This is a genomic window from Stenotrophomonas sp. STM01 (genome assembly GCF_014852135.1).
Classification (GTDB): domain Bacteria; phylum Pseudomonadota; class Gammaproteobacteria; order Xanthomonadales; family Xanthomonadaceae; genus Stenotrophomonas; species Stenotrophomonas capsici.
In genome coordinates this window covers 1,100,018-1,118,096 of the sequence record NZ_JACVBA010000001.1, presented here as the reverse complement: position 1 = coordinate 1,118,096, position 18,079 = coordinate 1,100,018, and the positions used below count along the sequence as shown (strand labels likewise).

At 65.2% G+C, this 18,079-nt stretch carries 14 protein-coding genes and 10 tRNA genes; 19 read left to right on the top strand and 5 right to left on the bottom strand.

The annotated features are described in order from the left end of the window. Positions 1 to 75: 75 nt before the first annotated feature. Both phoB and IB227_RS05210 read right to left on the bottom strand, forming a co-directional pair. Positions 76 to 765: a phosphate regulon transcriptional regulator PhoB gene (phoB, locus tag IB227_RS05215; RefSeq protein WP_132862564.1), complete on the bottom strand. Its 690-nt coding sequence runs from the start codon at positions 763 to 765 to the stop codon at positions 76 to 78. A 113-nt stretch (positions 766 to 878) separates the two neighbouring features. Continuing rightward, the gene (locus IB227_RS05210; protein WP_192286552.1) at positions 879 to 2,534 is read right to left on the bottom strand and encodes a M48 family metalloprotease; all 1,656 of its coding nucleotides are present in this window, start codon (positions 2,532 to 2,534) and stop codon (positions 879 to 881) included. 152 nt (positions 2,535 to 2,686) lie between these two features. Here IB227_RS05210 and grxC point away from each other — a divergent pair, with 152 nt between their 5' ends. The 3 genes from grxC to IB227_RS05195 all read left to right on the top strand — a co-directional run bounded on the left by grxC (position 2,687) and on the right by IB227_RS05195 (position 4,503). Further along, positions 2,687 to 2,977 (top strand): glutaredoxin 3, encoded by a 291-nt coding sequence (gene grxC, locus IB227_RS05205; RefSeq protein WP_192286551.1) that lies wholly within the window; start codon positions 2,687 to 2,689, stop codon positions 2,975 to 2,977. Next, on the top strand, positions 2,974 to 3,366 hold the full coding sequence (locus IB227_RS05200) for a carboxymuconolactone decarboxylase family protein (RefSeq protein ID WP_192286550.1): 393 nt from the start codon (positions 2,974 to 2,976) through the stop codon (positions 3,364 to 3,366). The genes grxC and IB227_RS05200 overlap by 4 nt, the downstream gene beginning before the upstream one ends. A gap of 132 nt (positions 3,367 to 3,498) precedes the next feature. Next, complete coding sequence (locus IB227_RS05195; protein WP_192286549.1) at positions 3,499 to 4,503, top strand: isocitrate dehydrogenase; 1,005 nt, start codon at positions 3,499 to 3,501, stop codon at positions 4,501 to 4,503. A 293-nt stretch (positions 4,504 to 4,796) separates the two neighbouring features. Here IB227_RS05195 and IB227_RS05190 read toward each other — a convergent pair whose 3' ends face one another. Beyond that, positions 4,797 to 5,558, bottom strand: a complete 762-nt coding sequence (locus tag IB227_RS05190; protein WP_132862569.1) for a Bax inhibitor-1/YccA family protein — start codon at positions 5,556 to 5,558, stop codon at positions 4,797 to 4,799. 139 nt (positions 5,559 to 5,697) lie between these two features. Here IB227_RS05190 and IB227_RS05185 point away from each other — a divergent pair. The 16 genes from IB227_RS05185 to IB227_RS05110 all read left to right on the top strand — a co-directional run bounded on the left by IB227_RS05185 (position 5,698) and on the right by IB227_RS05110 (position 15,798). Then, positions 5,698 to 5,774, top strand: a tRNA-Pro gene (locus IB227_RS05185). A gap of 45 nt (positions 5,775 to 5,819) precedes the next feature. Continuing rightward, a tRNA-Arg gene (locus tag IB227_RS05180) sits at positions 5,820 to 5,896 on the top strand. 37 nt (positions 5,897 to 5,933) lie between these two features. Beyond that, a tRNA-His gene (locus tag IB227_RS05175) sits at positions 5,934 to 6,010 on the top strand. A gap of 79 nt (positions 6,011 to 6,089) precedes the next feature. Continuing rightward, positions 6,090 to 6,165, top strand: a tRNA-Lys gene (locus tag IB227_RS05170). A 110-nt stretch (positions 6,166 to 6,275) separates the two neighbouring features. Next, positions 6,276 to 6,351: transfer RNA gene (locus IB227_RS05165), tRNA-Lys, on the top strand. 111 nt (positions 6,352 to 6,462) lie between these two features. Continuing rightward, positions 6,463 to 6,547 (top strand) — tRNA-Leu (locus tag IB227_RS05160). A 181-nt stretch (positions 6,548 to 6,728) separates the two neighbouring features. Next, positions 6,729 to 8,024 (top strand): trigger factor, encoded by a 1,296-nt coding sequence (tig, locus tag IB227_RS05155; RefSeq protein ID WP_192286548.1) that lies wholly within the window; start codon positions 6,729 to 6,731, stop codon positions 8,022 to 8,024. Positions 8,025 to 8,091: 67 nt separating this feature from the next. Beyond that, positions 8,092 to 8,718: an ATP-dependent Clp endopeptidase proteolytic subunit ClpP gene (clpP, locus tag IB227_RS05150; protein WP_132862571.1), complete on the top strand. Its 627-nt coding sequence runs from the start codon at positions 8,092 to 8,094 to the stop codon at positions 8,716 to 8,718. 127 nt (positions 8,719 to 8,845) lie between these two features. Then, positions 8,846 to 10,135, top strand: coding sequence for an ATP-dependent Clp protease ATP-binding subunit ClpX (gene clpX / locus IB227_RS05145; RefSeq protein ID WP_132862572.1), 1,290 nt, complete (start codon positions 8,846 to 8,848; stop codon positions 10,133 to 10,135). 140 nt (positions 10,136 to 10,275) lie between these two features. Further along, the gene (lon, locus tag IB227_RS05140; protein ID WP_192286547.1) at positions 10,276 to 12,729 is read left to right on the top strand and encodes an endopeptidase La; all 2,454 of its coding nucleotides are present in this window, start codon (positions 10,276 to 10,278) and stop codon (positions 12,727 to 12,729) included. A gap of 206 nt (positions 12,730 to 12,935) precedes the next feature. After that, positions 12,936 to 13,208 (top strand): HU family DNA-binding protein, encoded by a 273-nt coding sequence (locus IB227_RS05135; RefSeq protein WP_132862574.1) that lies wholly within the window; start codon positions 12,936 to 12,938, stop codon positions 13,206 to 13,208. A 12-nt stretch (positions 13,209 to 13,220) separates the two neighbouring features. Further along, positions 13,221 to 13,295, top strand: a tRNA-Val gene (locus tag IB227_RS05130). 27 nt (positions 13,296 to 13,322) lie between these two features. Next, positions 13,323 to 13,399 (top strand) — tRNA-Asp (locus IB227_RS05125). Between the two features lie 81 nt (positions 13,400 to 13,480). Beyond that, positions 13,481 to 13,557, top strand: a tRNA-Asp gene (locus IB227_RS05120). A gap of 63 nt (positions 13,558 to 13,620) precedes the next feature. Continuing rightward, positions 13,621 to 13,697, top strand: a tRNA-Asp gene (locus tag IB227_RS05115). A 130-nt stretch (positions 13,698 to 13,827) separates the two neighbouring features. Beyond that, positions 13,828 to 15,798 carry a peptidyl-prolyl cis-trans isomerase gene (locus IB227_RS05110; protein ID WP_192286546.1) on the top strand — a complete coding sequence of 657 codons (1,971 nt, stop codon included), beginning with the start codon at positions 13,828 to 13,830 and terminating at the stop codon, positions 15,796 to 15,798. 243 nt (positions 15,799 to 16,041) lie between these two features. Here IB227_RS05110 and IB227_RS05105 read toward each other — a convergent pair whose 3' ends face one another. Together IB227_RS05105 and gloB are read right to left on the bottom strand one after the other, a co-directional pair. Then, positions 16,042 to 17,229: a lytic transglycosylase domain-containing protein gene (locus IB227_RS05105; RefSeq protein ID WP_192286545.1), complete on the bottom strand. Its 1,188-nt coding sequence runs from the start codon at positions 17,227 to 17,229 to the stop codon at positions 16,042 to 16,044. Then, the gene (gene gloB / locus IB227_RS05100; protein WP_192286544.1) at positions 17,226 to 17,990 is read right to left on the bottom strand and encodes a hydroxyacylglutathione hydrolase; all 765 of its coding nucleotides are present in this window, start codon (positions 17,988 to 17,990) and stop codon (positions 17,226 to 17,228) included. Before gloB ends, IB227_RS05105 begins: the two co-directional genes overlap by 4 nt. Between the last annotated feature and the right edge of the window lie 89 nt (positions 17,991 to 18,079).

The window sequence follows — 18,079 nt, the reverse complement described above, 5'->3', positions numbered from 1 at the left end:
GCGCGGAGGGTTCATGCGGATGAACCCGGGTTATAGCATCAAGCGCATGGCACGGCCTGCCGGCCGCATCACCGCTCAGATCGAAGCGGAGAACCGATAGCCGGCGCCACGAACGGTCTGCACCATGTTTTCCGCACCGAACGGTTCCAGCGTCTTGCGCAGGCGGCGGATGTGCACGTCGATGGTGCGCTCCTCCACGTAGACGCTGCCGCCCCAGACATGGTCCAGCAGCTGCGAGCGCGTGTAGACGCGTTCGGGGTGGGTCATGAAGAAGTGCAGCAGGCGGTACTCGGTGGGGCCGATCGGCACCGGCACGTCGCCGGCGAACACGCGGTGGGCGGCACCGTCGATGCGGATGGTGCCCACCGACACGCTGCCGTCCTCATCGTCATCGCGGGTGCGGCGCATCACCGCGCGGATCCGCGCCAGCAGTTCGCGTGCCGAGAACGGCTTGACCACGTAGTCGTCCACGCCGGCTTCCAGGCCACCGACGCGGTCGTTCTCCTCGCCACGGGCGGTGAGCATGATGATCGGCACATCGCGCGTCATCGCTTCCTTGCGCCAGCGCCGGGCCAGTTCCAGGCCGCTGGTGCCGGGCAGCATCCAGTCCAGCAGGATCATGTCCGGGACACGGTCGGCGATGGCGGTCTGGGCTTCGAGGGCGTCACCGGCATGCACCGGTTCGTACTCGCCCTTGCGCAGGGCAAAGGCGACCATGTCACGGATCGCGGGTTCGTCATCGACAATCAGGATGCGTTTCTGCACGTCGTGCCTACCGTTAGTGCCCATCAAGCGGGAATGCGCCCAGTAGACTACGGTTTGATGACGGGTTTGTGACAGCGCGGGGGGCGTACCGGTTGGCGCCCGTGCAGCATCGGTCAGTTGCGTGACATCTCCGGGTCACGCTGGCCCAGCCGGCGCATTTCCAGCACGGTCGGCATGATCGACTCGATCCGGGCATCGACCCGGGCCCGGGTGACGTAATCCAGGCTGGGCTGCTTGAGCAGGGCCTGGAACTGGATCAGGGCCTGTTCCGGACGGCCGTTCAGGTAGGCGGCCTCGGCGTAGCTTTCGCTGGCCCGGGTGGTGTCGCCCGCCAGTTCGCTGGCGCGGGCGAAGGTGGCCTGGAACACCGGGTCGTCGCCGGAACGGGCCAGCAACGGCCGCAGCATCGCCTGCGAGCGCTTGCCGGCGTCCTCGCCCCCCTGTTCGTTGAGCACCCGCGCATAGGTCAGCGCGACCGGCCGGTTCTGCGGCAGCCGCCTGGTCAGTGCGTCGAAGCGGGCATTGGCCTGGGCGAACTGGCCGTTGCGGGACTCCGCCTCGCCCAGCGCCAGTTCGATCCAGAGGTTGTCGGGGTACTCGCCGTCGAGCTGCTGGAGTTCCTGCAGGGCCTGCCTGGCCGCGGTGCCACCGTCGCGCAGGCGGGCGATCGCCACGCCGTAGCGTTGGGCGTCGGTCAGGCCGTTCTTCTGGCTGCGCTTGAGCCCTTCGTACTCGCGGATCAGCTCCGAGGGCGTGGTGGCGCTGAGCACGCGCAGTCGCTCGCGGGCCCAGTCGAACTGGCCGGTGGCCCCGCGCGGCAGGCTGCTGCTGGGCAGCGACAGCTGCAGGCCGGAGGGCAGCAGCGGGTTGCCGCTGCTGGACAGCGGGTCGCCGGTGGTATCGGGGATGGCCGGGTTGACCCGTTCCTGGTGGATCCCGGTCGGCGTCTGCGTGGTCAGCAGCAGGGTGTCCTTCTTCATCTGCTCGGCGCGCGACTTGGCCTCGCTGATGCGGGTGGTGTTGACCGGGTGGGTGCGCAGGAAGTCCGGGGTCGAGTAGCCGCCCTCGTTGCCACGCATGGCCGCGGACATGCGCTCGAAGAAGCCGGCCATCGCATCCACGTCGTAACCGCTGCGGGCCAGGGTGCGGATGCCCAGGCGGTCGGCCTCGGACTCGTTGGAGCGGGTGTAGTTGATCTGCCGCTGCTGCATCAGGCCCATGCCGGAGGTGATCGCCGCCATCGTGGCGTCGCCGGAGGAATTGCCGCCGGCCTGCTGGGCGGCGATCACCGCCGCCAGCATGCCCAGCAGGATCGGGATCTGGTCGCGCTGGGCGCGCTCCACCCCGCGCAGCACGTGCTGCTGGGTGACGTGGGCGATCTCGTGGGACAGCACCGCGGCCACCTCGTCCTCGCGCTCTGCGGTCAGCACCAGCCCGGCATTCATGCCGATGTAGCCGCCCAGCGTGGCGAAGGCGTTGATCTGGCGGTCCTTCATCATGAAGAACGTGTACTTCTGCTGCGGCTGGGCGCTGTTGGAGCCCAGCCGCCGGCCCATGGTGTTGAGCCAGTCGTCCACCAGCGGGTCGTCCAGCAGGTAACCGTAGTTGCGCAGCTCGCGCAGCATCATCCCGCCGTACTCGGCCTGCCGGGCCGGGGTCAGCAGCTCGCCGGCCGATGAGCCGATGTCCGGCAACTTGGTGTCATCGGCCCGGGACAGCGGTGTGGCCAGGGCCAGGGTGACAGCGGTGGCGAGCAGAAGCGTGCGCAAGCGGGAGCTCCGGAAGAGGCAGGGCGGAGGATGACGGGGAACGGGTGCCGCGGTGTGAAGCACAGGTTAATCCGCAGTGTTCTGTCGGTGGCGTGGAAAATCCAGTCGCCAGCTACCATATACAGACAACATTTCCTGTCGGGAGTTTCCTCGTGAGCAACCAAGCCAATGGCGCAGGCGCGCCGGAGATCACCATCTACTCCACGGCGGTCTGCCCGTACTGCGTGGCGGCCAAGAACTTCCTGCAGAGCAAGGGCCAGTCCTGGACCGAAGTCCGCATCGACCTGGACCCGGCCGAGCGCGAGAAGATGATGTCCCTGACCCGTCGCACCAGCGTGCCGCAGATCTTCATCGGCGACGTCCACGTGGGCGGTTACGACGACATGATGGCCCTGCATCGCGCCGGCAAGCTGGAGCCGCTGCTGGCGGGGCAGGGCGCATGAGCCAGCCCACCGACAAGGACCGCGTGGCCGAGTTCACCGAGTTCCGCCAGCGCATGAACCAGCGCATCCTGGCCGAGCCGAACCAGGTGGTGCGGCGCTTCTTCGCGCTGGACACCCAGACCTACCAGGCCGGCGCGCTGGACGTGAAGACCAAGGAGCTGCTCGGCCTGGTCGCCTCGCTGGTCCTGCGTTGCGACGACTGCATCAGCTACCACGTGGCCCAGTGCAAGGAGGCCGGGGTGACCCGCGAGGAGTTCTTCGAGACCTTCTCGGTCGGGCTGGTGGTCGGCGGGTCGATCGTCATCCCGCACCTGCGCCGCGCGGTGGACTTCCTGGACCAGCTGGAGAGCGGTGCCGCCGAGGCCCCGGCCGGGCACGACCACGGCTGAACCCCAGACCATGGTCCAGTTGGGGGAGGGGGCCGGATCAGGCATAATTGACAGTTGAAACTGTTTCATACGCGCCGGTATCCGGGCAGCCGGATGGCGCTATCACTCCTCCCTGTTCGGAATACCTAACAAATGACGCAGACAATCACCGTCATCCGCGGCGATGGCATTGGCCCGGAAATCATGGACGCCACCCTGTTCGTACTGGACAAGCTCAACACCGGGCTGCAGTACGAAGATGCGGACGCCGGTCTGGTCGCGCTGGAAAAGCACGGTGAGCTGATCCCGGCTGCCACGCTGGAATCGATCACCCGCAACAAGGTCGCCCTGAAGAGCCCGCTGACCACCCCGGTGGGCGGCGGCTTCAGCTCGATCAACGTGGCCCTGCGCCGCCAGTTCGACCTGTACGCCAACGTGCGCCCGGCCATCTCGTTCCCGAACACCAAGTCGCGCTACGAGAACATCAACATGATCACGGTGCGCGAGAACACCGAAGGCGCCTACCTGGCCGAAGGCCAGGAAGTGTCCGCCGACGGCGAGACCGCGTTCTCCGGCACCCGCATCACCCGCAAGGGTTCCGAGCGCATCGTGCGCTACGCCTTCGAGCTGGCCAGGAGCACCGGCCGCAAGAAGGTCACCGCCGTGCACAAGGCCAACATCATCAAGTCGACCTCGGGCCTGTTCCTGAACGTCGCCCGTGAAGTCGCCGCGCAGTACCCGGAAATCGAGTTCCAGGAAATGATCGTGGACAACGCCTGCATGCAGCTGGTGATGCGTCCGGAGCAGTTCGACATCCTGGTCACCACCAACCTGTTCGGCGACATCATCTCCGACCTGTGCGCCGGCCTGGTCGGCGGCCTGGGCCTGGCCCCGGGTGCGAACATCGGCAAGGACGCGGCGATCTTCGAAGCCGTGCACGGCACCGCGCCGGACATCGCCGGGCAGGGCAAGGCCAACCCGGTCGCGCTGATGCTGGCCGCTGCACAGATGCTGGACCACGTCGGCCAGCCGGAAAACGCCGAGCGCCTGCGCAAGGCCATCGTCGCCACGATGGAAGCCAAGGATTCGCTGACCGGCGACCTGGGCGGCACCGGCACCACCATGGGCTTCGCCCAGGCCATCGCCAGCCGCATCTGATCCACCGGCCAACGCTTGTGGTTCAACCAGAACGGAGCGCGCAAGCGCTCCGTTTCTTTTTGCCTGTCCGCCACCAACGCCAACGCATTAGCCCCCTCCCTTTCGCCGAAACCGACGCTATTGCCCCTCCCTTTCGCCGGAGGCGAAGGGGAGGGCCGGGGAGGGGGGAAGTTCTTCGCTGCAAACAACCCCGCATACACGGACAACAAGCCAGTCCTCACCCCATCAATGCAGGAAAACACAAACAAGAAGGGCGCCTCGCGGCGCCCTTCGATTCCTGCATGACGGTCGGCTCAGTTGCGCGACTGCAGCTTTGACAGCAGGCGCAGGAACTCGATGTACAGCCACACCAGCGTGACCATCAGGCCGAACGCGCCGTACCACTCCATGTACTTCGGGGCGCCGGCTTCCACGCCGCTTTCGATGAAGTCGAAGTCCAGCACCAGGTTCAGCGCCGCGATCACCACCACGAACAGGCTGAAGCCGATGCCGATCAGGCCGGACTGGTGGATGTAGGGGATCTGGATGTTGAAGAAGCCCAGCACGATCGTGGCCAGGTACACCAGCGCGATGCCACCGGTGGCCGCGACCACGCCCAGCTTGAAGTTCTCGGTGGCCTTGATCAGCCCGCTGCGGTAGGCGAACAGCAGCGCGAACAGGGTGCCGAAGGTCAGGATCACGGCCTGGAACACGATGCCGTTGAAACGCACCTCGTAGATGGCCGAGATCGAGCCCAGGAACAGGCCTTCGGCCAGGGCGTACAGCGGTGCGCTGACCGGTGCCCAGGTCTTCTTGAAGATCGTCACCAGCGACAGGATGAAGCCGACGATCATGCCGCCCCACAGGTACAGCTTGGCGGCCGGCAGCAGTTCGCCGCTGTCGCTGATCGTGCCGTTCCAGGCGAAGGCGGCGGTCAGCACGGCCAGCAGCAGCAGGATGCCGGTCTTGTTGACGGTGCCGTTGATGGTCATCGCATCGGCGCCGCGCGAGACGACGGTGCCGCTGCCAAGGTCGAGGAAGGTGGATTCGGAAAGGGCCGGATTGCCGCTGCGCATGCAATGCTCCATGGCTGGGTGAGGAGGGTTTATCCCGCCCAGCATACCTGCATCGACGAAAGTGAAAATTGTCGTTGACAGATCCGGCTTCAGTTCCGACAATAGCCGACCTTTCCGGGGCACCGGAGAGATTCACCGCCGGGGTATAGCGCAGTCTGGTAGCGCGCCTGCTTTGGGAGCAGGATGTCGGGGGTTCGAATCCCTCTACCCCGACCATCCGATGCACTCAAGGCGCACCGGAGTGCGACGATCCGGTCTTGAGCGCCCGTAGCTCAACTGGATAGAGCACCGGCCTTCTAAGCCGGCGGTTACAGGTTCGATTCCTGTCGGGCGCGCCAATCGGCGCAAGCGGTAGGCAAGGTTGTTGTTTCAGTGGTGGCTGTAGCTCAGTTGGTTAGAGTACCGGATTGTGATTCCGGTGGTCGGGGGTTCGAATCCCCTCAGCCACCCCACTGAATGAAGAAGCACCGAAGTGAAATTCGGGGTTTCAAAAAAAAGAAGGATGCGTTAAGATTCGCCTCCTGATTTTCAGGGCTGTTAGCTCAGTTGGTAGAGCAGTTGACTCTTAATCAATAGGTCCAAGGTTCGAATCCTTGACAGCCCACCATTTTGAAAGGCCACCGGAGCGATCCGGTGGCTTTTTCTTTAAGTGTAAGCCTAGTGTTTTCGGGCTGGTGCGAAAAACACCGCTGGTGTACAATTCGCGCCGAAGTTTCAGGGCTGTTAGCTCAGTTGGTAGAGCAGTTGACTCTTAATCAATAGGTCCAAGGTTCGAATCCTTGACAGCCCACCAAATTGAAGCCATCGGAGCAATCCGGTGGCTTTTTTCTTGCCGGTTGCCGCGTTCGTCCCGGCTTCCGCTTTCGGGGTTGGCCTGCAACAATGGCGCCCCTGAACCGGCCTTGCGAAAGTGGCGGAATTGGTAGACGCCCTGGATTTAGGTTCCAGTGCCGCAAGGCGTGGGGGTTCGAGTCCCCCCTTTCGCACCATTGCCCGGTTCACCGCGCCCACCGCCGGGCGCGCTTCCTGCCGCCCTGAATGGCCCCCCACTGCTGGCGGTGCCGGCCGTTATCGGCCAAACTAGAGGGCTGCGGCGGAAATCCGCCGCCTGGGATCGTTTCAACCACCACATCGTGCCGGGGGCCGTCGCCACCGGTGGCAGGAGTCAACATGCAAGCTTCGATCGAATCCACCGGCAACCTGGAACGCCGCCTGAGCTTCTCGCTGCCGGCCGAACGTCTGCAGACCCACATCAACGGGCGTCTGGGCGAAATCGCGCGTACCGCGCGTATCAAGGGCTTCCGCCCGGGCAAGGTGCCGGCCAAGGTGATCGAGCAGCGTTTCGGGCCGCAGGTGCGCGCCGAGGCGATGGACGGCCTGCTGCGTGAAACCTTCGACGCCGCCCTGCGCGAGCACGAGCTGCGCATCGCCGGCAACCCGCGCATCGACAAGGCCGGCGAAGGCGAGTTCGACTTCGTGGCCACCGTCGAGCTGATCCCGGATTTCGGTGACGTCGACGTGACCAAGCTGACCGTGGTCCGCCACACCGCCGAGATCACCGACGCCGACATCGACCAGATGATCGAGAACCTGCGCCAGCAGCGCCGCACCTGGAAGCCGGTCACCCGTGGTGCCCAGGAAGGCGACCTGGTCGGCCTGGAAACCTGGTCGCAGGCCGGTGACGAGCGCCTGCCGGCCGAAGGCACCGAGAAGGGCACCATCATCATCGGGCAGGGCATGATGTTCGACCAGATCGAGAAGGGCCTGGTTGGCTTGGCCAAGGGCGAGGAAAAGGTCCTGGACGTCGAGTTCCCGGCTGACTGGCGCGTGCCGGCGCTGGCCGGCAAGTCGGTCAAGGTCACGGTCAAGGCCGTGGAAGTGTCCGAGCAGGACGTGCCGGAAGTGGACGCCACCTTCATCAAGAGCTTCGGCGTGAAGAACGGCGACCTGGAGCAGTTCCGCAAGGACATCCGCTCCAACCTGGAGCGCGAGCTCAAGGGCGCGCTGATGAACCGTCTGCGCCGCGAAGTCGGCGAGCAGCTGATCGCCGCCTATTCCTCGGTCGAGCTGCCGCCGCGCCTGGTCGAGGGTGAAGCCCGCTCGATGCTGGCCCAGCAGATCGATGCCATCCGCCGCCAGGGCGGCAACCCGGGCGATGTCCCGGCCGATGCCCATGAAGGCTTCAAGGATGCGGCCGGCAAGCGCGTGCTGGTCGGCCTGCTGGTCGGCGAGGTGGCCCGCAAGAACGAGCTGCGCCTGGACCCGAAGCGCCTGAACGAAACCATGCGCCTGATCGCCTCGACCTACGAAGAACCGGAACAGGTCATTGAGATGTACCGTAATGATCCCCAGCTTATGGCTGGCCTGCAGAACCGCGTGATGGAAGAGCAGGTCATCGACTGGATCGCCGAGCGTGCCCAGCACACCGAGCAGGCGCTGTCGTTCCAGGAAGCCATCCGCCAGTAAACCGGCGGGCGTTCCGTCCCCGCGCTCCGGCGCGGGGGTTACTTCTCAAGAATAGGTGCCTCACGAAATGGACAACCGAGCCAAAGCCCTGAACATGGTTCCGATGGTGGTCGAGCAGACCAGCCGTGGCGAGCGCGCCTATGACATCTATTCGCGCCTGCTCAAGGAGCGCCTGATTTTCCTGGTCGGCCCGATCGACGACCACATGGCGAACCTGGTGGTGGCGCAGCTGCTGTTCCTGGAAGCGGAAAACCCGGAAAAGGACATCAGCATCTACATCAATTCGCCCGGTGGCGTGGTCACCGCCGGCATGGCGATCTACGACACCATGCAGTACATCAAGCCGGACGTGAGCACCATCTGCGTCGGCCAGGCCGCCTCGATGGGCGCGCTGCTGCTGGCGGCCGGTGCGGCTGGCAAGCGTTATGCGCTGCCGAACTCGCGGGTGATGATCCACCAGCCGCTGGGCGGCTTCCAGGGCCAAGCCACGGACATCGACATCCATGCCCGTGAAATCCTGACCCTGCGTTCGCGCCTGAACGAGGTGCTGGCCAAGCACACCGGCCAGTCGCTGGAGACCATCGCGCGCGACACCGAGCGCGACAACTTCAAGAGTGCGGCCGACTCGGTAGCCTATGGTCTGGTCGACCAGGTGCTGGAGCGTCGTCCGGACGAGTCGATCCAGGCCGGGTAACGGTGCAAGTGGCCGAAAATACGGCATTTTTTGCAGGGTCGGAACTGGACTGGCGTCCATCCGGCCCTGTGCTATTCTCGAAATCGAACCCCCTGTTCAGAGGGGGAAGCAACTGGGTAAGCGAAGCATGAGCGAAGACCGGCAAGGTCGTTCCGGGGACAGCAGCGGCAAGATTCTGTACTGCTCGTTCTGCGGCAAGAGTCAGCACGAGGTACGCAAGCTGATCGCGGGCCCGAGCGTGTTCATCTGCGATGAATGCGTGGAGCTGTGCAACGACATCATCCGCGAGGAGCTTGAGGAAAAGGCGCAGTCGGCACGCAGCTCGCTGCCCAAGCCGCGCGAGATCCTCGAAGTGCTCGACCAGTACGTCATTGGCCAGAACCGTGCCAAGCGCACGCTGGCGGTGGCCGTGTACAACCATTACAAGCGCATCGAGAGCCGTCAGAAGAGCGACGACGTCGAGCTGTCCAAGTCCAACATCCTGCTGGTCGGCCCGACCGGTTCGGGCAAGACGCTGCTGGCCGAAACGCTGGCGCGCCTGCTCAACGTGCCGTTCACCATGGCCGATGCCACCACGCTGACCGAAGCCGGCTACGTGGGCGAGGACGTGGAAAACATCATCCAGAAGCTGCTGCAGAAGTGCGACTACGACGTCGAGAAGGCGCAGCAGGGCATCGTCTACATCGATGAAATCGACAAGATCTCGCGCAAGAGCGAGAACCCGTCGATCACCCGCGACGTGTCCGGCGAAGGCGTGCAGCAGGCGCTGCTGAAGCTGATCGAAGGCACCGTGGCCAGCGTCCCGCCGCAGGGTGGCCGCAAGCACCCGCAGCAGGAATTCCTGCAGGTGGACACCAAGAACATCCTGTTCATCTGCGGCGGTGCGTTCGCCGGGCTGGACAAGGTGATCCAGCAGCGTTCCTCGGAAACCAGCAGCATCGGCTTCGGTGCCAAGGTCAAGAGCGCCGAGCGCAAGCAGGAAGTGGGCAAGGTGCTGGCCGAAGTCGAGCCGGAAGACCTGATCAAGTTCGGCCTGATCCCGGAGTTCGTCGGCCGCCTGCCGGTCGTGGCAACCCTGGAGGAGCTGGACGAGCCGGCCCTGATCAAGATCCTGACCGAGCCCAAGAACGCCATCACCAAGCAGTTCAAGAAGCTGTTCGAGATGGAGAACGTGGAGCTGGAGTTCCGTCCGGACGCGTTGTCGGCCATCGCCAAGAAGGCGCTCAAGCGCAAGACCGGTGCCCGTGGCCTGCGTACCATCGTCGAGTCGGTCCTGCTGGACACCATGTACGACCTGCCGTCGCAGGAAAACGTCAGCAAGGTGGTGGTGGACGAGTCGGTCATCGAGAACAAGTCCGAGCCGTACATCATCTACCAGACCCCGCCGGCACCGGCCAAGGCCGCGTCCGGCGACTGAGTCAGTCTCAGAGGGGGCTGAACCGGGATTCTGTGGTTCAGCTGCGGGATTTTCCGCCTCTTGCAACCCCCAGCCGATGGCCCCATAACGGGGCCATCGGCTTTTTTATTCAGCCTTCCCCGAATTCAGTGGAGCCCGCCATGGCGCAGTCCCAACTCGAAGTCCTCGACCTGCCGGTCCTGCCGCTACGCGACGTGGTGGTGTTCCCGCACATGGTCATTCCGCTGTTCGTCGGACGCGACAAGTCCATGCAGGCGCTGGAACGCGCCATGGAGGCGGACAAGCGCATCCTGCTGCTGGCCCAGAAGTCGGCCGAGACCGACGACCCGGCGGCGGCGGACCTGTACACCGTCGGCACGCTGGCCCAGGTGCTGCAATTGCTGAAGCTGCCCGACGGCACCATCAAGGTGCTGGTCGAGGGCCTGTCGCGCGTGAGCGTGGACAAGGTCTACGAGCAGGACGGCGCGCTGCAGGGCCACGGCGTGGAACTGGAGTCGGACGAGTCGCGCGAGCCGCGCGAGATCGAGGCGATCGCCCGCTCGCTGATGTCGCTGTTCGAGCAGTACGTCAAGACCAACCGCAAGCTGCCACCGGAGCTGCTGCAGACGCTGGCCGGCATCGAGGAGCCGGCGCGCCTGGCCGACACGATCGCCGCCCACATCGGCGTGCGCCTGGCCGACAAGCAGAAGCTGCTGGAAACGCTGCAGGTCGGTGACCGGCTGGAAATGCTGGTCGGCCTGGTCGATGGCGAGATCGACGTGCAGCAGCTGGAGAAGCGCATCCGCGGCCGCGTGAAGTCGCAGATGGAGAAGAGCCAGCGCGAGTACTACCTCAACGAGCAGATGAAGGCCATCCAGAAGGAACTGGGTGACCTGGACGACGCGCCGGGCGAGCTGGACGAGCTGGCCCGCAAGATCGCCGAGGCCGGCATGCCCAAGGCCGTCGAGGCCAAGGCGAAGAACGAGCTCAACAAGCTCAAGCAGATGTCGCCGATGTCGGCCGAAGCGGCCGTCGTGCGCAACTACCTGGAATGGCTGCTGGGCGTGCCGTGGAAGAAGCGCACCAAGGTGCGCAAGGACCTGAAGGTCGCCCAGGACACGCTCGACGCCGACCATTACGGCCTGGACAAGGTCAAGGACCGCATCCTTGAATACCTTGCCGTGCAGTCGCGCGTGAAGCAGATGAAGGGGCCGATCCTGTGCCTGGTCGGGCCGCCGGGCGTGGGCAAGACCTCGCTGGGCCAGTCCATCGCCAAGGCCACCAACCGCAAGTTCGTGCGCATGTCGCTGGGCGGCGTGCGCGACGAGGCCGAGATCCGCGGCCACCGTCGTACCTACGTCGGTTCGATGCCGGGCCGCATCGTGCAGAACCTCAACAAGGTCGGCAGCAAGAACCCGCTGTTCGTGCTCGACGAGATCGACAAGATGTCGATGGATTTCCGTGGTGACCCGTCCTCGGCGTTGCTGGAAGTGCTCGACCCCGAGCAGAACAACGCCTTCAACGACCACTACCTGGAAGTGGACCTGGACCTGAGCGAAGTGATGTTCGTGGCGACCTCGAACTCGCTCAACATCCCCGGCCCGCTGCTGGACCGCATGGAGGTCATCCGCATCCCCGGCTACACCGAGGATGAGAAGCTCAACATCGCCACCCGTTACTTGGTGCCCAAGCAGCTCAAGGCCAACGGCCTGAAGACCGAGGAACTGTCGGTCGAGGAAGACGCCATCCGCGACATCGTGCGTTATTACACGCGCGAATCCGGCGTGCGTAACCTCGAGCGTGAGATCGCCAAGATCTGCCGCAAGGTGGTCAAGGAGATCGCGCTGGCGGGCCCGCAGGTGGAGAAGAAGGCCAGGAAGGGCGCCAAGAAGGCCAAGGCGCTGGTCGTGGTCGACGGCAAGAACCTGGACAAGTACCTGGGCGTGCGTCGCTTCGACTTCGGCCGCGCCGAGGAAGCCAACGAGATCGGCCTGGTCACCGGCCTGGCCTGGACGGAGGTCGGCGGCGACCTGCTGCAGATCGAGTCCACCCTGATCCCGGGCAAGGGCGCGGTGACGCTGACCGGCCAGCTCGGCAACGTGATGAAGGAATCGGCGACCGCGGCGCTGTCGGTGGTGCGTGCGCGTGCCCAGGCGCTGGGCATCGACGTGGACTTCCTGCAGAAGCACGACGTGCACCTGCACGTGCCCGACGGTGCCACCCCGAAGGACGGCCCGAGCGCCGGCATCGCGATGGTCACCTCGCTGGTGTCGACCCTGACCAAGGTGCCGGTCAAGGCCGAGGTGGCGATGACCGGTGAAATCACCCTGCGCGGGCGCGTCACCGCCATCGGTGGCCTGAAGGAAAAGCTGCTGGCCGCGCTGCGCGGTGGCGTGCGCACGGTGATCATCCCCGATGAGAACCGCAAGGACCTGGCGGACATCCCGGCCAACGTCACCCGCGATCTGAAGATCGTCCCGGTGAAGTGGATCGACGAGGTGCTGGACATCGCGTTGGAGTCGCCGCTGGCGCCGAAGAAGACGCGTAAAACTGCGCAGCGTGTCACTGTCCGTGGCAAGTCCAAGGCAGCTCCGAGTGCGCGCGTCAAGCATTGAAATGTGAACGCAAAACCCCCCGAAACCCGCGCCGTTATTGGCTTTTCAGCTTGCGTGGGTAGGGGGGCGCTGGTATAAAAGTGCCACTCGCGCACACGCTGTTCTGCGATGTGGCGTGAATGCAGGATCTCCGGTCGTTGCCTTGCCATAGCGGCAGCGACCCACCCAACTATTCCGCGGATTTGCCGCAAAGGGAGTTTTACAGAATGAACAAGACCGAATTGATTGATGGCGTTGCCGCTGCTGCTGACCTGTCCAAGGCCGAGGCTGGCCGTGCAGTTGACGCTGTCATCGCCGAGATCACCAAGGCCCTGAAGAAGGGCGATGCCGTGACTCTGGTGGGCTTCGGTACGTTCCAGGTTCGCGAGCGCGCCGAGCGCACCGGCCGCAATCCGAAGACCGGCGAAGAGATCAAGATCGCCGCTGCAAAAAATCCTGCCTTCAAGGCTGGTAAAGCCCTGAAGGACGCTGTAAACTAAGCGGCTCACCGGGGGTGCTTAGCTCAGTGGTAGAGCGTCTCCCTTACAAGGAGAGGGTCGGGGGTTCGAAACCCTCAGCACCCACCAATAAGCACCAACGAAAAGTTTGAAAGTGGAGCGGTAGTTCAGTTGGTTAGAATGCTGGCCTGTCACGCCGGAGGTCGCGGGTTCGAGTCCCGTCCGCTCCGCCACTTCATACCGGCCCCTGAGCGATCGGGGGCCTTGTTTTCTCGAAACCACTTTGGTTGAAGGAAAACTAAAAAAGTTAATGCGGAGCGGTAGTTCAGCTGGTTAGAATGCTGGCCTGTCACGCCGGAGGTCGCGGGTTCGAGTCCCGTCCGCTCCGCCATTAATCAAGTCGCTCCCCGGAGCGCGCATCGTCGGGTTTCCGGCGGTGGACGAGTCAAAACGTGGAGCGGTAGTTCAGCTGGTTAGAATGCTGGCCTGTCACGCCGGAGGTCGCGGGTTCGAGTCCCGTCCGCTCCGCCAGTTGTCTCAAAAGCCCTCGGCGCAAGCCGGGGGCTTTTTCTTTGGCCGCCCGCCTGCGGAGGGCTTGTTTGGGAGTCAAGGGGGAAGCGGGTTACACTGCCCGGCTCGCCAATAGGCCCTGATTTTTCCCATGCTGCAGAAACTTCGCGACAAGACCTCAGGCTGGATCGTTACCGTGATCATGGGCCTGCTGATGATCCCGTTCCTGTTCGTGATCGACAACAGCTACCTCGGTGGCGTCGGCGCACAGAACGTGGCCAAGGTATCGGCACCGCCGTCGTGGTGGCGCTCGGCGCCGTCGTGGTGGCCGATGTCGTTCCTGTGGAACCACCACGAGATCAGCGTCGAGGACTTCCGGACGCGTTTCGAACAGGCGCGCATGCAGGCGCGCGAAATGCAGGGCGACAACTTCGACCCCCGTGAGTTCGAGACCACCGAAAGCAAGCGCGCCGTGCTCGACCAGCTGATCGACGAGCAGGTGGTGCGCTTGGCCGCCGAAGATGCGCATATCGTCGTCGGTGACGCCGCAGTGCGCGATTACATCAACAGCATCGACGCGTTCAAGCGCGACGGCAAGTTCGATGGCGACCAGTACCGACTGACCCTGGCGCAGGGCAACCCGCCGCGCACGCCGGCGATGTTCGAGCAGCTGGTGCGTACCAGCCTGCAGCAGTCGATCATTCCCAATGCGTTGGCGCAGTCGGGGTTCACCACCAAGGGCGAAAGCGAGCGCCTGTTGAAGCTGCTGGGTGAAACCCGTGACACCGAGTTCGCGCTGCTGCCGGCTCCGGAGGCCGACACCGCCGCGGTCAGCGATGCCGAGATCAAGCAGTGGTACGACACCCATCCCAAGCAGTTCCTGCAGCCGGAGACGGTGTCGCTGGAATACGTGGAGCTCAACGCGGCGGCGATGCCGCCAGCTGCTGCTGCGGACGAGGCGACGCTGCGCAAGCGCTACGAGGACGAGAAGGCACGTTTCGTGTCGGCGGACCAGCGTTTGGCTTCGCACATCCTGATCAGCGCCGGCAGCGACGAGGCGTCGCAGAAGGCCGCCGAGGCCAAGGCCACCCAGCTGGCCGCCGAGGCCAAGCAGCCGGGGGCCGATTTCGCCGCACTGGCCAAGGCCAATTCGCAGGATCCCGGTTCCAAGGACACCGGTGGTGACCTGGGTTGGGTCGAGAAGGGCGTGATGGTCAAGCCGTTCGAAGATGCGCTGTTCGCGATGAAGGCGGGCGACGTGGTCGGGCCGGTGAAGACCGAGTTCGGCTACCACGTGCTGAAGCTGCGCGAGATCAAGGGTGGCGAAGGCCGTCCGTTCGAGGAAGTACGTGACCAGTTGGCGGCCGAGCAGCTGCAGGCCGACACCGAGCGTGCGTTCAACGACCTGAGCGGTCGTCTGGTGGACCTGGTCTACAAGAATCCGACCGCGCTGGAGCCGGCGGCCAAGGAAGTGGGGCTGCCGGTGCAGACCCTTGCGCCGTTCAGCCGTGCCACCGCCAGCGGCATCGCCACCAACCCGGCGGTGCTGAAGGCGGCGTTCTCCGATGCGTTGGTCGAGGATGGCACTGTCAGCGATCCGATCGAACTGGCACCGAACCACAGCGTGATGATCCGCGTTACCGCGCATACGCCGGAGCAGGCCATTCCGCTGGACAAGGCGCGTGACCAGGTGATCGCTGCGGTGCGCGAGCACCGCGTCGAGGAGGCTTCGAACAAGGCCGCCGATGCACTGCTGGCCAAGTTGAACGGCGGGCAGACCCTGCAGGCACTGGCCGAGGCGGAGAAGCTGCAGCTGATGCCGATCCCTGGCCTGCCGCGCAACGCGCCGATGCCCAGCGCTGTCGCCAACCGTGCCGTGTTCAGTGCTGCGCCGCCGACTGCGGACAAGCCCAGCTACGGCAAGGTCGCGCTCGAGGATGGTCGCTATGCGTTGTTCGCGGTGACCAAGGTGACCCCGGGCAACCCCGCCGAAGTGCCGGAACAGCAGCAGGCCATGCTCAAGCAGCAGCTCAGCCAGATTGATGGTGCCGCTGCGGCCAAGGCCTACGTCGATGGCATGCGCAAGCGCTTCAAGGTGCAGGTGCAGGAATCGCAGCTCTGATTCCCTGAAGGGATGAAGACGAAAAGCCCGGCCAATGGCCGGGCTTTTTTGTGGGGCCTGCACGCCTGTCGCAGGAGCGGCTTCAGCGGCGAAGCCGCCGCGACTACCGAGGCGGGTAAACATATTGCCGTGTCCGCAAGGCGCTGCTTTCGATCAGGGATGATCCGCTTGCGCCCGAGGGCGCTCCGCCGGACAAAAGAACGCCCGGCGTTGCCGGGCGTTCTGCAATCGGAGGGGCGCGGCTTATCGCGCTTCTTCGTAACGCAGCACCATGCCGGGCTTGAGGACGGCGCGCGCATCGAGGTTGTTGAACGACAACAAGGCCTTGACCGGGATCCCGTAGCGACGGGCGATCGACCAGGCCGATTCGCCATTGCGGACCGTGTGGCGGCGTGCGCTGCTGCTGGCCGAAGCAACCGCGCGCGGAGCGGCCGGCGCGTTGCGTGCTGGTGTTGCGGCGGGCGCAGGTTCGGCGGCGGCGAGCACCGGGACGTCCACGGCGCCGCCTGCCAGGGCCGGCGCAAGCACGGCGGTGCCGGAGCGGGCGGCGGTCAGGGCCGGGTTGAGGCGGGCGATGCGGGCCGGGTCCAGCGCGTTCTGCGCCGACCAGGCCGCCAGCGAGGTGTTGGCTGGCAGGGTGTGCCCCTTGAGGATCGGAACCGGCCGATCCAGGGCGGCCATCAGGTCGGGTTCGCCTTCGGCCTGCTCCAGCACGCAGGCCAGCGCATGCAGCTTCTCGACGTAGGAATAGGTGATCGGGGACAGGCCGGGCAGGGCGCTGGCGTCGGCATTCTGTGCGTTCATGCCGCCGCGGCGCAGGGCCTGCAGGATGCGGTATTCGCCGGCGTTGTAGGCCATCACCGCCAGCTCCCAGTCCCCGGCGAACATGCCGTGCAGGGTTTTCAGGTAGCGGACCGCGGCACGGGTGGAGTCCACCGCCGAGAGACGACCGTCGTAGCCGCCTTCCATCGGCACGCGGTGGTTGCGCGCGGTGGTGGCGATGAACTGCCACAGGCCGGCCGGACCGCTGCTGTTGCGGGCGCCCGGGCGGTAACCGCTCTCGACGAACGGGATCAGGGCGAACTCGGTGGGCAGGCCGGCGCTGCGCAGTTCATCGACCACGTAGCCGAACAGCGGCAGGGCATCGTCGTCGATGTTGCCCAGCCGGCTCGGCGCATGCGCGAACTGCTTGCGCCAGCGCGGGCTGGTGGCTTCGGCATCGCATTGCGGTGCGGCCAGGCCTTCGCGGAAGTTGCTGAAGATCTCGCGGCCGTTGCGGGTGGTGGCAGGCGGCAGGGAGTTCGGGTCCAGCGGCAGGGCCGCGGCGGTGGCCAGGTTCTGGCTCAGGCCGGCGGGGAGCGACTGGGCGCTGGCGGCGGCGCTGGCGCCGAGCAACAGCCCGAGCACCAAGGAGAGGCTGCCCCGCTTCACGCGCGGAAACCGTCTTTCCAGCGCCGCAATCCGGCGAATACGTCCACCTCGTCGGCCGGGAACTGGCCCAGGTGGGCGGCGACGGCGTCACGGATGACGGCTTCGCCCGTGCGCAGGAAGGGATTGCATTGCAGTTCGTTGGCCAGTACGGCGGGAACGGTGGGACGGGAACGGCTGCGCATGTCCAAGGCTTCCTGTTGGCGGCGTTGCAATGCCGCGTTGGTGGGATCGACATGCCGCGCGAACACGGCATTGGCCAGCGTGTACTCATGCCCGCAGCAGACCCATGTCTGCGGGGGCAGGGCGGCCAGGCGCTTGAGCGAGGCCAGCATCTGGGCGGGCGTACCTTCGAACATGCGCCCACAGCCCAGGCTGAACAGCATGTCGCCACAGAACAGGTGGTTGTGGCCGAAGTACGCGATGTGGCTTCGGGTGTGGCCGGGTACCGCCATCACCGAGAGGTCGAAGCCGGACAATTGTACCCGGTCGCCATCGGCCACCTGTTCATGTTCCAGGCCGATGCGTTCATCCACGGGGCCGAACACCCTCAGGCGCGGCCACTGCCGGCGCAGTTCGGCCACTCCGCCGATGTGGTCGTCGTGGTGATGGGTGAGCAGGACGGCGGCAGGCTGCATGCCCTGGGCGGCAGCCTCCAGCACCGGCCCGGCCTCGCCCGGGTCGACGAAAACAGCGCGATCGTCGGGCGTTTGCAGCGCCCAGATGTAGTTGTCCTGGAATGCAGGCAGGGCGGTCAGTCGCATAGAATTGGAAAATGCCTGCCGCCCCGTCCCCCCGTCAAGCTGCAGTCTCGCCCTGGTTTGAGATGGCCGGGGCGCAGGCGATGCGGGAT